Origin of the sequence: Candidatus Venteria ishoeyi (assembly GCF_030378065.1) — a bacterium.
GTDB lineage: Bacteria > Pseudomonadota > Gammaproteobacteria > Beggiatoales > Beggiatoaceae > Venteria > Venteria ishoeyi.
Window position 1 is genome coordinate 1 of sequence record NZ_JAUCGJ010000076.1, and the last position, 13969, is coordinate 13969.

Below are 13969 nucleotides of genomic sequence, written 5' to 3' on the forward strand. Positions count from 1 at the left end.
ACCCAGGGCGTTGCCCTGGGCTGGTATGTTATACCCCTTTGGGGCTGGCTGAATATTTTCTTAAGTTAATGGTAGTGGGGCAGCGCCCCAGGGTAGAGAATGACACGGATACAATTCCAGGGGTGTTTATTAATGCGCCCCGTTGGGGCTAAACAACAGGGCTTGTCCGTCCTGTATCTCGGCTTTCAGCCGCCAAACGCTCCAACCCACCCGTCTTTTAGTGGGTGGTTGTTTAGTGTTGAACAAAGCATAAGCGGGCATAGATAGCAAAATCTTCTTCGCTCAGGATTTCCTTGTAATCTACTTTGTTCGCTTTGCCGCCCACGCTGGTCGCCACCTCGGCACTATTTTGATAGCTGACGCATACAGCCCACAAGCTGTTTTGGCCGTCCTGAATAAATTGGCGTTCTATGTTCAGGATGACATGGCTTTCCAGAAAGCGGTTGAGTTGCTCCGAGGCCGCTTGCGGGGATTGTACGGGAATTGTGAAAAAGGCAAGTTTCATATTTTTTTCTCCAAAAATCGCAAGCGTCCGCCGCGAGAGTCGGAAGTTTTAATTTAGATAGCATAATACAATTCCAACGGTTTTTTCAAAATTTGAATTTTATGAAGTTTTACGTTTAAAAAATTGGCTCACCCGTTGAAGCAAACCTCCTGTTTCCTCGCCGGTCGCTTCCGCTTCCTTGCTCGATAACGGGGAATCCTGTTTAACCAGATAAACCTGTTTACCTGCCTGACCTGGCTCACCCTGAACTCGGGCACAACGGAAACCCTGGTAGCCGGCGCGGTAGCCTGGCGACCCGCCGTAACGGTACGCGGCGCGCACGCCACGCGCGTCGTCGTTCCAGGAGCCGCCGCGGATAACACGCGAGTCACCGCCAACAGGCCCCGTAGGGTTAAGCTGAGCATCCTTGGAATAGCCTCCCCAGTAATCCTGACACCATTCCCAGACATTGCCATGTATTTCATACAAGCCCCAGGCGTTGGGTGGCAAGGATTTGACCGGCACGGTTTCCTCCCGCCAAACTCCTTTTTCACCATCGGTATAGGGATTATTGCCGTCATAATTCACTTGCTCCGGGGTAATGTTATCACCAAAATAAAACGGCGTTTGCGTCCCTGCGCGGCAAGCATATTCCCACTGTGCTTCGCTGGGTAGTGTCAATTCCAGGCCGGGCAGGATGCTGTTTAATTTATCGATAAATGCTTTAGTTTCGTTCCATCTTACGTTTTCTACCGGCCTATCCGTGCCTTGGAAGTGGCTTGGATTTTCTCCCATCACCGCTTCCCACAGTGCTTGCGTCACTGCCGTGTCGAACAACCAGAAACCTTGCGTCAAAGTCACCTCATGCTGCGGACTCTCTCCTTCTTTCCAGCGCTCCGGCTCCGATTCCAGCGAGCCCATCAAAAAGCGCCCCGGCGGAATCCAGCGCAAGCGCTGGCGCACTTTCTGAGGTTCACTGCCTTTGTGAAAAGGCGGGGCCTCCAAAACAAATTCCGCCCACAGGCCGTAACGGTCGCGACCTGTATTTTTTGCCCAGTCGGGTTTGTACAGGTTGCTTACTTCCAATTGACCTGTATCGCTGCGCAAGATGAAATCCGGCGTACTCGGCAAAGCCAAGCGGTCGGCAGCGCCCTCCCGCCAGCGCAACAACGCCGCTACGCCTTGTTCCGAGCGCTGAGTCCGGCTTTCCTTCGGGCCGGACTCCACGCTCGCAACCGGCTCCGCTGCTACCGGCCTGGCCCCGACCTGAACTCGGGCACAACGCAAACCCTGGTCGCCGTAGCGGTAGACTGGCGTCCCGTAGCGACGGCACGCGGCGCGCACGAGACGCGCGTAGCCGAGCCAGGAGCCGCCGCGGCGAACACGCGAGTCACCGCCAACAGGCCCCGTAGAGTTAAGCTGAGCATCCTTGGAATAGCCTCCCCAGTAATCCTGACACCATTCCCAGACATTGCCATGCATTTCATACAAGCCCCAGGCGTTGGGTGGCAAGGATTTGACTGGCACGGTTTCCTCCCGCCAAACTCCTTTTTCACCATCGGTATAGGGATTATTGCCGTCATAATTCACTTGCTCCGGGGTAATGTTATCGCCAAAATAAAACGGTGTTTGCGTCCCCGCGCGGCAAGCGTATTCCCATTGGGCTTCGCTGGGTAGCGTCAATTCCAGACCGGGCAGGATGCCGTTTAATTTGCCGATAAAGTCCTTGGTATCATCCCAGCTTACATTTTCCATCGGTCTGTCCGGGCCTTTGAATTTGCTTGGGTTATCACCCATCACCGCTTCCCACAGTGCTTGTGTCACCGCGCTATCGAACAACCAAAAACCTTCCGTTAAAGTGACTTGGTGTTGTGGGCCTTCGCTATCCCAGCGCTCCGGTTCCGACTCCGACGAACCCATCAGAAAAGAACCGGCAGGTATCCAACGCAGGCGTTGTTTGACTTCACCCTCTCCCCGGCCCTCCCCCATTGAGGGGGAAGGAGTTTTAAGCACAAACTCCACCCATAAACCATATTCGTCTTTTCCCCAGGCACTTGCCCAAGGCGGCGCTACCTCTTGCCAGAACAGCGGTTCATCGTCCAGGCTGATTTGACCATTACGGCTTTGCAGTTGGCCTAACCAGCTTGCGCCGCGTTGTTTCTCAACTGCTCCAGGATGCGGTGCTTCCAGCAGCAGCAAGGATTCGTTCTGGTGGTATAGCTGCCAGGTGCGCAGTGGAGACCGGCTGGGGATGTGAGCGGGATCGTAGCCAGGTGGAACCGTACCTTTGGTTTCATCAGCATGAGCGATATGGTGCAAGCGATCTAAATCCCGTTGCAATGCTTCGGGTTGCTCGGTACGGATGGCAATACGCGGCTCCATGCGGCGTACCCAGGCGCGGGCATCCGCATCTGCTGACTCAGTGCTGAGGGTCTCTCCCAGATAGGCGTAGAACTGTTTGGCCCGGCGAATGTATTTGTTTAAGTCAGGGTGTTTTTCCAACAGTTTGCGGGTATGGGGCGAGGAGGCATAACATTCTTCAATCCAGATTTCTGCCGGGAGTCCGTCCCGCCATGCGCATACACGTTCAAGCAGGATTTCTCGGCATTTATCATCCAGACTGTCAAAGCGGGCGCGGAGGACTTTAACACGGGTCTGCTCCAAGGTAGCGGCAATGCTGGAAATCCCGGTTAAATCAGGATGTTGCCAGAAAAATGCTTCAACGGCAGCATCAACGCCCAATAACCGGCGCACGTCACGTAACAGGCCGGGTTCGATGCGAATGGCGGGAGCCAGCAGGGTGAGCAATTGTTCCACCGGCTTTTTGTTGGGAAAAGCTTTGGCAAAAGCCGTGAGACGCGGTGGTGTATGGCACTCCCAGGCGAGTGTTTGCCACACCGGATCGGACATTTGTTTACCAGCGGGCAACAGTGCCAGCGGGCGGCAGCCGCGTTCTTGCAGGCGTTCACCCAGACTTCGCCATACTTGCCGGGTGCGCTTATCGGTGCTAAAAAAACCCAGGTCTCCCAAGACCAGCACCAAGGCACCGGGATCAGGCAGGCGGTAGCTTTGTAATTGTTCATCATCAAAAACCGGCGCATCCATGCCGTCCCAATACAAGGCGCTGGTCACGCTATCCACGGGAAACAGTTGTTGAATCCGGGTCAGTATATCAAGTTGGTCTTGCCAGTAGGGAATCAGACGGCGACTGCGGTCAAGAATGACATGTGCCTGCATTCCCCAGGCACGGTGTGGCTTGCGCGGCAGTGTGGGGAGTAGTTCACCACGGCTGAGGCGGCGCACGGTGGCTTTGATGTCGGGACGGGAACTGGGTACGGCGTGCATGGCAGCGCGCCGTAAATACGGCAGCAATACACTCCAGGCGCTAAGTGGCGTGGTAGTGGGCGGCGCGGCGCGTTCTTCCGGGTAATATTCCGGTGGTGCTGGTATCGTGTGAGCAGTGCTTGTTTCCTCTTCTTCCAGCAGGCTGATAGGGTGGTATTGGCAGGCCGTTACCCGCCAGAAAGGGATGGCGAGCGTTTTTTCCGGCTCTTCGGTGGTTTCCCGGTTTTTTGTAAGCTGGGTTTTACCCTGGCTGTGAGCAGTCGCATCGATGTCCGCTTGCGGCTTCGCTGTAAGCGCCGTAAACCCCAGCAGGTTTGCCATTTCCGGCAGCAAATCCGCAGGTGCGCCATCAGCCAGGGCGAGGAGTAATTCAGCGCGTCCGCAGAGGGATTTTCCCATGCCGGGGTGTTGCTCAGGTTTGCCCTTGTCCATAAATCTTGCTCTATTCGCTGCCGCTGTGCTTTTGCACTACAAAAGGGGCTATTTCTTTTAATTTTGTTCGTTGTTTGTCAGCATCCCCCGGCGCAATATAATTCAGCGCGCGTAACAAATCCAGATATTCGGCTTGTCCGGGCAAGGGTTTTAATTGCCGATCATTGGCTTGTTTGCGATCAGTTTGTAATTGTTCGGCGGCTTCCCGCAGCACCTTTTCATCCATATCTTTGAAATGCGCGCGTCCACGTTTAATCAGGTGTTCTACCAGATCTTCGCCATCTTTCACCAACTCCAGATATAGCACCAGACAACGCCGCAAAAATGCCGGAGGCAGGGCGCGTTCTTCATTGGTGGTGATGATCACCAAAGGGGTTATGCCGGATGCGCAAATAGGTTTGCCCCAGCCGTCGGGGGTGAAACAACCTTCGCCCAAGGCTTCAAGCAGGCCGTTAGGCACGTCCATTTCAGCTTTGTCGATTTCATCAATCAGTAATACGCAGCCGTTGTCGGGATTGCTGTCTTCTTCCTGCATGGGCGCGGGAATGTTGCGTAATTTTGCTTGTTTCAAAGCAGTGTTCCAGTCGAACGCCCACCACAACGGGCCGGGATGCAGGTAGTTTTTAAGGCGCAGTTTTTGTTCCAGCGCGTCAGCACCGAGGTCCGCAGCCTGCCCTAATTGTGCATCAGCCAAACGCTGCACGGCATCAAAACGCCACATCAGATCCTGGGATTCACAATGAGCATCAATGACGTGTTGCACGAATACCCGTTTTAATACCTTAGCCACAGCGCGTGCCAACTGGCTTTTGCCAATGCCCGGTTCACCGCGAATCAGCAACGGTCGCTTCGCTGCCAGCGCGGCATCAACAGCCCGGATGGAAAGTGTATCGAATACATGAACACGCTCCAACTCGCCGTGTGATTGCAGGGTGATTTCGCTGCCATTTTTAATTTCCAGCGTTTCTAAAAAGTTCATGAGGCATTTTCCGTATTTTTGGAAGGTGGTTTGAGTTCCTGCATGTCTGAGACTTTGTACATGTTGTCGATTTCTTCTAAATACCGCGCTTCATCAGTATCGAGATTGATAAAGACCAGATACGGATATTTGGTCTGGATTTCTGCAATCAGTTCGGTGAAGTGTTTTTTGTCCGCTTCTTTATCGGGTATTTTGTAGGTGCAGTATTGGGTTTGTTTTCCGTAACTGCGGGTAGCCAGTTGCCTGATACGTAATGCCGCGCTGTCGCTGATTCTTCCCGGCGCAAAAGTTTTTATTATATGCGCCTGAAAATCCCGGATATAACTGTCCTTGGTTTTGTTACGAAAGCCGCCTTCCGGTGGCAGTTCATTATCATGGTTAAATTTTCCGCGCGGCAGTTCGTTTTCTTGTTCCAGCATCTCAAATTTTACGGCTCTGTCATCCCCGCCCGCCATGATGATTTCCGCTGCGGTTTCCGTGGCAATCTCCGCAGTAAAAGCTAAATGAGTCAGGCTGTCTTTCTGGTTGCGCAATAATGCAATCAGGCGATGACCGAATAGCGCGGGCAACAGAATATTCAGCAGTGAGCGAATACAGGCCACGCCACTATCATCTTTTTGTTTTTGAAAACGAACCCGCAGTTCATTGAGTAAATCAAGACGTTCCGACAAGGCGCAGTCATCCAGCAGTCGTTCGCTAATGTGTTGTGGCTCGGTATCCAGTTCAATATCAAAATCCAGGCGATCCCTTAGCTGCTTTAAAAGCGGGGAGTTCGCACCTTGTTCTTCCAATAAGGTGGTGATTTCTTCCAGCGCCCATTGCCATCTTTGTTCACGCTCCTGGTCTTCATCAATTTCTTCACAAAGTTTTTGGCGAAATTCCGGAATATCCAGCAGTTTCCAGGCTGGCGTGGCTTTAAACCGATTACCGCCAAACGGTTTCTGAAAGGATGTAATAATACCAATGATTTCATTATCTACGAATACCGGGCTGCCGGATGCGCCTTCCCAGAGCTTTGCTTGTTTTACCGGGTTATCAACGCCAAGTTCAAACCAGTCTTGCGTTTCTGCGGCCTGATAGGTTTTGCCTTGCAAACCCACCGCTTCCCGAAGATTGTCATCGCGCTCTCCGGCTGCGGGAAAGCCTTCACTTTGCCAGTGTTCGTTTCCGGCAGGTTTTTTATGGGATAAACGCGCGCTGCCTTTGACCGGAAACTCACAACGCAGCAAGGCAACATCAAGTTCCTTATTCTCCCAAACAATACAGTCTGCAAGTTCCAGGGCTTGCCAATCCCGTGTTTTGCCTTTTTGATGATGCCAGCGCAGTTCAATGCTTACGGGTTGTTTGCCATCGGGATAAAGCGCGTGATGAACGGTGATAACGCGATTGAAAGCCACCGGATAAGCAGTGGCGATATAGCCCTCGCCACCGACATCAACAAAAATCTCTACCAGAAGATTTTTATAATTCATCTTTATTTTCCATGCACAAGGTTAAAACTTTCGCCTTTCAGGCGAACAGATTTATCTCTGATGTTTAACGGTAAAACTTAAAATATGGGTTTTAGCACTAACACCCCAAAGGGGTATTTTAATATAGCTTGGGGCAACGCCCCAAGGTAGAGAATGATATGTTTACGCCCTGAAAGGGCAGGTTAAAATGATTGCAATATTTTAATTTGCCCTTTCAGGGCGTGAATGACACGGATACAATTCCAGGGGTGTTACCCCTGGCTATATTAATGCGCCCCGTTGGGGCTAAACAACAGGGATTGTCCGCCCTGTATCTCGGCTTTCAGCCGCCAAATGCTCTAACCTACCCGTCTTTTAGCGGGTGGTTGTTTAGTTAGGTTTTTTAGTTTTGCTGGAAATTTTCACGTCACCACCATCCGCAGATTCCGGCTTCATTTTCAATTTGACCTTATGCACCGTTTGCGAGGTGGTTTCAGCACCAGCTTCAGCGTTCACCACCCAGAATTTTACGCCAGCACCGCCCGTTTCTTTGGTGCTGGTAGTGAATTGAACTTCCACCTCGATATCTTCCAGTAAAAACTTCAGGTCTTCATCTTTTGCCTGGATTTGCGATTGCTGAAGTTCACTGCGCAGCGCGCGCAGCATATCGGAAAGTTGCAGTTTATTTTTCATATTATTTCCTTTAGGAGTGAGGATGAAATAAATACAGAAACTGGGCGTAGGATTTTTATTCATTTTCAAGGCGTGAAAACAGGCGCATAGCAAGCTATGTAACTGTTTTCACAACGTAGAAAATGGAGAAAAAGACCAGCCAGGTTGCTGAAGTTATAAAATTCTCACTCCTTAAAGTACAAAACAAAAAGTTTTTGTGTAACGTCACTGCGGGTTCGCCTGCCCACTAAACACCCGCCGCAAGCTGCGTGCGCGGTATTCAATAATATGCCCGAAACTGAGGAAATATTGCAGTTCGCCGCCGTTGCTATAACCGCTGCCCATGCGTAAAATGCCCATCGGGGTATCCCACAACAGCGCAATGCTGCCACCGTAATACAGGTTTTTTTGCTGTTCACGTATGGGGTTGTCCCATATTTTACCGCCGTGGAACATGATTTCCAGCCCAGAGTTACTCAGGGCATTTTGCAGCCACTGTGGGCGGTACATATCGCCCATGCGCAGTAAGGCAACATCTGCGCCGCTGACACGCAAATCATTTTCTGCATAGCCCGTCAGCAGGCGGTAGTGTCCCATGGATAATAAGGTGTCGGAAGAAGTGCCGAGATTGATATCAGTGATTAAGGTGTGGGCTTTTGCCAGTGGCGTGACATAACGCGCATACAGGGTGAATAAGCGGTTATTTTTGAGTTTTTCATGGCGCTCGCCAGGGAGTTTGAAATCAAAAGAACTGACTTCCCCCATCAGGTTCATTAATAAACCGTGCCTTGAAAACAGGCGTTGATCCAGTGTGTCGTATTCAAATAACAGGCGCAGACCCGCTTCAGTGCTTTTGATGCGATAATATTCCGGTAGTACAACGCTGTTTTCAGGCTGTTTCAAATTTGATGCCTGATAAAAAGCGCCTGTGCTTAAACGCCCCCAGTTACTGAAATTAATACCCGATTTTAAACCACCTGCAACCGTAGGCCCCCGATACTCCAATGCTTGTTGATTGATAATCACATCCTGAAAATTGCGACCAAAAGCCAGTGTGGGTTCAACAAAAAAACGATCCTGATAGTCCAGCGGTTGATAGAGTTTGGTGGAAATCTGATAACCCCGGCCAAAACTTAACTCATTAATCCATTCGCCGCCTAAGGCATTTAAGCTTAAACGCTCATGGCGCAATACCAGATTAAACAGGGTGCGGTCATCAAACGCTGAACTGACGCTGGCACCAAAACGCAGGTAATTTGGCCCCCAGCTTTTTTCTCGAACATCAAACAATAAGCCGGTTTCACCCTGTTCATTTTCCAGCGTATCGTAAGTAATGCGTTCAAATTCGTTAATCTGGTTCAGTTGTTTGATTTTATTTTCAATCTCACCCCGATTGAGTGTGCGCTGTAATAAGTCTTTGCTACGCTCATATAATAAGTTTTCGTTGCCGCGCGTGATGCCCTGAAAGCGGATAAATTGCGGGTTGATGACTTTTTCCTGAGAAATGATGCGTTGTTTTTGTTGTTGTTTATGCCGGGCATAGGCGGCTGGGGATAAAGCCATGCCTTTGAATAAAACCGCCTTGTCCATCACTGCCTGATAACCGCGTTTTATCATGTCCTGTGCATGTTTGGCATCAAAATCCAGCGAAGTGTGTCCTTCTAAATCCGGTGCAATAACAATATCGGCCTTTTTCATGGAAACCAGCATATTTTGAATCAATACCACTTCGGTGGATTGCTGTGCCAGTTTCAGCAAAGAGGCTGAAGCGTCAATATCTGAAGGTTTGCTGGAGACATTAATGGCAATGACCAAATCCGCGCCCATGTCCTTGACCAGTTGCACCGGCATATTATTGAGCAGGCCGCCGTCAACCAGCAGAGCGCCGTTCATGGCGATGGGTGCAAACACTGAAGGCACTGCCATTGAGGCGCGCATCGCCATTGCCAGATTGCCTTTTTCCAGAATATATTGTTTGGCGGATTTTAAATCAACGGCAACCGCCTTAAATGGAATTGGTAAGGCGTTAAAATCATCCAGTTGTAGGCCGCCCGTCAAGCGTTCCAATTGGATAATCAGATTTTGTCCACCGACAATCGCAGCGGGCGTGGAAAACCCCTTTTTGGAAAAACCGACTTCAAACTGGGCAAAATTTAATTGGCGCTGCTTTTCACGAAAAGATAACAACTGGCGCTCGGCACTGTCATCAAACACCTTGTCCCAGTTGATTTCCATCACGGCTTTTTCAAGTGCTGGCACATCGACTTTAGCGGCATACAATCCACCAACAATGCTACCCATGCTGGTACCGGTGACATAATCAACAGGGACATGCAAGGCTTCCAGCGCCTGCAATGCGCCAATATGGGTAAATCCCAAAGCGCCGCCGCCGGATAAGACCAGACCAATGCCGGGGCGTGAGGCTGTTTGGTTTTCGGCTTGTAAATGCAGAGCGAACAGGCAAAAAAAACTATAAACAACAGAGAGTATAATATTTTTAAGTATATGATATTTCATAGATTAACATGCTAAGGAGCGAGAATTTTATAACTTCAGCAACCTGGCTGGTCTTTTGCTCCATTTTCTGCGTTCCGAAAACAGTTACATAGCTTGCTATGCGCCTGTTTTCACGCCTTGAAAATGAATAAAAATCCTGCGCCCAGTTTCTGCATTTATTTCATCCTCACTCCTAAGTTATTGATAATATCGAGGCACACGTTTTGTCACCCCGGTTAATAATTCATAGCCAATGGTGCCGGAAAGCCTTGCAATTTCATCTACCGGAATATGTTGCCCCCATAATTCGACTTTATCGCCCACTTGGGCATCGGGGCAGTCCCGTAAATCCAGCGTGATCATATCCATTGATACTCGTCCGACCAGTTTGACGCGCTGCTTATTCAGCCAAACCGGCGTAGCTGGCGGTGCATGGCGTGGATAGCCGTCCCCATAACCGATGCTGACGGCGGCAACCGGCATGGTTTGCGGACAGGCCCAGGTTGCACCATAACCTAAAGTATCCCCGGCCTGACATTGTTTAATGCTGATAATCCTGGAGCTTAAAGACATGGCGGCGGTTAAACCCTGTACTGCGGGCAGGTCATCATTAAACGGTGCTGCGCCATAGAGCATAATGCCGGGACGATTCCAATGCGCGTGGCTCTCAGGCCAACCCAGAATACCCGCAGAATTGGCAATAGAGGTTTCACAGGATATATGTTGAATCTGCTGCTGGAATGTCGTGACCTGGCGTTGTGTCATTGGGTTATTGCGCTCATCAGCGCAGGCCAGGTGTGTCATTAAGCGGATGGGTCTGGCCCGCGTGGGCGCGGTTTGCAGTTGTTGCCAGGCTTGTTTGAATTGTTCCGGGCGAAAACCCAGGCGACCCATGCCGGTGTCCAGTTTTAACCAGACTGCAATGGGCGTGGGGAGTTGGCTGTCCAGTAATTGTGCTACTTGCCAGGGGCTGTGCAGCACAATTTGTAATTGCTGTTGGGCGATTATCGGCAATTCCGCAGCTTCAAAAAAACCTTCCAGCAACAAAATCGGTAACTGAATCCCGGCTTCCCGTAAAACCAGCGCTTCTTCCAGGCAGGCTACGGCAAAGCCGTTTGCGCCTGCGCTGGCAAGCGTCTGGGCAACTGGCAGTAAACCATGCCCATAAGCATCGGCTTTGATGACGGCAAAGTTTTTTGATAAAGGTGCAGCAGCTTGCGCGCAACGAAAATTATCACTAATTGCCTGTAAATCAATCAGGGCATGGGTTGGGCGCATTACCAGCGCACTTCAATGCCTTGCGCTTCCATTGCGGTTTTTGCGTCAGCAACGCTGTATTCGCCAAAGTGGAAAATACTGGCAGCCAGTACCGCGTCCGCGCCACCTTTGGTGACGCCTTCCACCAGATGTTGCAAGTTCCCCACACCGCCTGATGCAATCACCGGCACGGTGACAGCATCACTCATGGCGCGGGTCAGGGGCAAATCAAAACCATTACGGGTGCCGTCCCTGTCCATGCTGGTCAGTAAAATCTCACCTGCACCCAGTTGCACCATTTTCTGTCCCCATTCAATGGCATCAATGCCAGTGGGTTTGCGACCGCCGTGGGTGAAGATTTCCCAGCGCAGCGCTTCATCTTCGCTGCTGACTTGTTTGGCATCAATGGCAACCACGATACATTGCGCACCGAAGTGTTCACTGGCTTCACCAACAAATTCAGGGTTAAATACCGCTGCGGTATTAATCGCCACCTTATCCGCGCCAGCATTCAGCAGGCGGCGAATATCTTCCAGTTTGCGAATGCCGCCACCCACTGTCAATGGAATAAACACCTGTTCAGCAACGGCTTCCACAACATGTATGATGGTATCGCGTTCATTGCTGCTGGCAGTGATATCGAGAAAAGTAATCTCATCTGCACCCTGCTCGTCATAACGACGCGCAACTTCAATGGGATCACCGGCATCCCGAATATCAACAAACTGCACACCTTTGACGACTCTGCCCGCGTCTACGTCAAGGCAGGGAATAATACGTTTTGCAAGACCCATAAATTTAACCTGTTTTTTGAATAGTAACTGATATGACGCAGCGGATTATAGCAGGTTAAAAGTCCGCTCATAGCCTGTATTTTGGTTGCGAATCGTGACACTTAAAATACCTTGCGCATCACAGGAGTAACGCTCTTCTATGAGTTGCCCTGAAGCTTGTCCACTATTGTGAACTTCAACACTGGCAAGGTTTTTGGTGGCCTGAAGTTGTGGTTCAAACGGGAATAAAACCTCCTCCCAGGGCGTCAGTTCGCCGCAAGGCAAACCATTGGCATTGAGATGACTGGCTTCCAGGTAACGAAAATATCCCATATTATGCGTGGGCCAATAACTACGCACATGCTCCAGTGGCGGTTCATTTTCCGCTGGCAACAAGGTATCTTTTTCAAAAATCGGATCAAAGCTGGCAGCACTACCGGCTTCTTTTTCACGCCATACGCCAAAATGCCGGGTAAAACGCTCGCGCAATGAATAACCTGCCTGCGCATCTGCGCGTATACTTAAACCAATCGCAGTTGCGCCATAAGGATGTAGGGAGCGCCGCAGACGCCGACCATAGGCTTCCCGCAACATGCGACCAACGGCAGGCAGCGCGGTGGAACCCCCTACCGCATAAATGGCGTGAATGCTGGTATTGTCAATTTCCAGGCGTTGCACAGCCTGGGATATGGCGTGTTCAACCATAGTAATCGTTTTTTCCAGCAAGGTTTTACATTGTTCATAAAATGCTGCGGTGGTTAAACGGATTTCCTTTTTTAAGCCAATAACGGATAAATCAATACTAAGGCTGCGGGTATTGGGATGTAAGCCTTCTTTTTTCTCACGGCATTCCTGCAATAAGCGGCGTTGCTGACTTTCATTCAAGGGCTTATCCAGTTTTTCCAGCACCAGTGATAACAATATCCGATCAAAATCATCCCCCCCCAGTTGCGGCATACCTTCGCTACTGAGTACCTGGTGATGACGATCCTGCATTCTGATTAAAGACACATCAAAGGTGCCACCACCTAGATCATAAACTGCAATATAACGGGTTTTCTGGCTTTTTTTGCCATAGTGATGCGCATATTCTATACCTGCCGCAGATGGCTCGTTAATCATACCCAAAACATGAAAACCCGCCTGCCGGAACGCATCCAGGGTGAGAAAGCGTTGATTGCTATTGGCATTAGCCGGTACAGAAATAAAAATTTCCAAGGCTTCCTGGGGTTCCAGTTCCAAAGTGGAATGATGCCGCAAATCATGATGCAGGCTTTGCAGGTATTCAACCAAAAGCTGATGTAAACTAATTATCTGTTGGTCTATCGTTACCGTTGTATGTAAACCACTGTTGCCCAGCATACGTTTAAACGAGCGAAAACATTGCCATTTATCATTATTTTCTAAACTTTGTGCGATCATACCATAGCAACGTTGCTCGCCTTGCACGACCAACAGGGAGGGATACCAAGCCTGGGCATCCCCTTCTTCGCTGTGAAAATTAACGATTGGGTAATTGCCGCGATCAGCAACTGCAACCACCGTGCGTGTCGTGCCAAAATCAATACCTAAACGCATATTCATCTCCAATAAAAATTTTATCTATAACAGATTTTAACATCATTCCTATTTTTTCAATGAATTCTGAAAAAATAGAAAATAACTAAACAAGCACCCACTAAAAGACGGGTGGGTTAGAGCGTTTGGTGCCTGAAAGCCGAGATACAGGGCAGACAAGCCCTGTTGTTTAGCCCCAACGGGGCGCATTAATATAGCCAGGGGTAACACCCCTGGAATTGTATCCGTGCCATTCACGCCCTGAAAGGGCAAATTAAAATATTGCCATCATTTTAACCTGCCCTTTCAGGGCGTAAACATGTCATTTTCTACCCTGGGACGTTGTCCCAGGCTATATTAAAATACCCCTTTGGGGTGTTAGTGCTAAAACCCATATTAGAGATGTTGCCAAATAACCTAAATTAAAAAAACTCCCGCCCCATGCCCGTTTACCCTATGAATTACCCTCTACATTCCAGATTGAAGTTCCATAATCCAGCCGCTAGAAAAATAAATTTATCAT

The 13969-nt window shown here is 49.9% G+C and carries 9 protein-coding genes; all 9 read right to left on the reverse strand.

The annotated features are described in order from the left end of the window. Window positions 1–232: 232 nt before the first annotated feature. The 9 genes from QUF61_RS17325 to QUF61_RS17365 all read right to left on the reverse strand — a co-directional run bounded on the left by QUF61_RS17325 (window position 233) and on the right by QUF61_RS17365 (window position 13467). Window positions 233–505, reverse strand: coding sequence for a hypothetical protein (locus QUF61_RS17325; protein ID WP_289682829.1), 273 nt, complete (start codon window positions 503–505; stop codon window positions 233–235). 99 nt (window positions 506–604) lie between these two features. Further along, window positions 605–4261 carry a formylglycine-generating enzyme family protein gene (locus tag QUF61_RS17330; RefSeq protein ID WP_289682830.1) on the reverse strand — a complete coding sequence of 1219 codons (3657 nt, stop codon included), beginning with the start codon at window positions 4259–4261 and terminating at the stop codon, window positions 605–607. Between the two features lie 10 nt (window positions 4262–4271). Then, window positions 4272–5240: an AAA family ATPase gene (locus QUF61_RS17335; RefSeq protein WP_289682831.1), complete on the reverse strand. Its 969-nt coding sequence runs from the start codon at window positions 5238–5240 to the stop codon at window positions 4272–4274. Beyond that, entirely contained in the window at window positions 5237–6712 is a 1476-nt protein-coding gene (locus tag QUF61_RS17340) for a trypsin-like serine peptidase (protein ID WP_289682832.1), read from the reverse strand. The genes QUF61_RS17335 and QUF61_RS17340 overlap by 4 nt, the downstream gene beginning before the upstream one ends. Window positions 6713–7081: 369 nt before the next feature. Continuing rightward, window positions 7082–7384, reverse strand: coding sequence for a trypco2 family protein (locus QUF61_RS17345; protein WP_289682833.1), 303 nt, complete (start codon window positions 7382–7384; stop codon window positions 7082–7084). Between the two features lie 204 nt (window positions 7385–7588). After that, complete coding sequence (locus tag QUF61_RS17350; RefSeq protein ID WP_289682834.1) at window positions 7589–9880, reverse strand: patatin-like phospholipase family protein; 2292 nt, start codon at window positions 9878–9880, stop codon at window positions 7589–7591. A 177-nt stretch (window positions 9881–10057) separates the two neighbouring features. Beyond that, a complete protein-coding gene (gene alr / locus QUF61_RS17355; RefSeq protein WP_289682835.1) occupies window positions 10058–11137 on the reverse strand; it encodes an alanine racemase in 1080 nt (359 codons plus the stop codon). After that, on the reverse strand, window positions 11137–11910 hold the full coding sequence (gene hisF, locus QUF61_RS17360; RefSeq protein ID WP_103920863.1) for an imidazole glycerol phosphate synthase subunit HisF: 774 nt from the start codon (window positions 11908–11910) through the stop codon (window positions 11137–11139). Before hisF ends, alr begins: the two co-directional genes overlap by 1 nt. Before the next feature lie 45 nt (window positions 11911–11955). After that, entirely contained in the window at window positions 11956–13467 is a 1512-nt protein-coding gene (locus QUF61_RS17365; RefSeq protein WP_177428509.1) for an Hsp70 family protein, read from the reverse strand. Window positions 13468–13969 lie beyond the last annotated feature (502 nt).

Coding starts and splice junctions, on each gene's coding strand:
- QUF61_RS17325 (WP_289682829.1), bottom strand. CDS start 505: ATGAAACTTGCCTTTTTCACAATTCCCGTACAATCCCCGCAAGCGGCC.
- QUF61_RS17330 (WP_289682830.1), bottom strand. CDS start 4,261: ATGGACAAGGGCAAACCTGAGCAACACCCCGGCATGGGAAAATCCCTC.
- QUF61_RS17335 (WP_289682831.1), bottom strand. CDS start 5,240: ATGAACTTTTTAGAAACGCTGGAAATTAAAAATGGCAGCGAAATCACC.
- QUF61_RS17340 (WP_289682832.1), bottom strand. CDS start 6,712: ATGAATTATAAAAATCTTCTGGTAGAGATTTTTGTTGATGTCGGTGGC.
- QUF61_RS17345 (WP_289682833.1), bottom strand. CDS start 7,384: ATGAAAAATAAACTGCAACTTTCCGATATGCTGCGCGCGCTGCGCAGT.
- QUF61_RS17350 (WP_289682834.1), bottom strand. CDS start 9,880: ATGAAATATCATATACTTAAAAATATTATACTCTCTGTTGTTTATAGT.
- alr (WP_289682835.1), bottom strand. CDS start 11,137: ATGCGCCCAACCCATGCCCTGATTGATTTACAGGCAATTAGTGATAAT.
- hisF (WP_103920863.1), bottom strand. CDS start 11,910: ATGGGTCTTGCAAAACGTATTATTCCCTGCCTTGACGTAGACGCGGGC.
- QUF61_RS17365 (WP_177428509.1), bottom strand. CDS start 13,467: ATGCGTTTAGGTATTGATTTTGGCACGACACGCACGGTGGTTGCAGTT.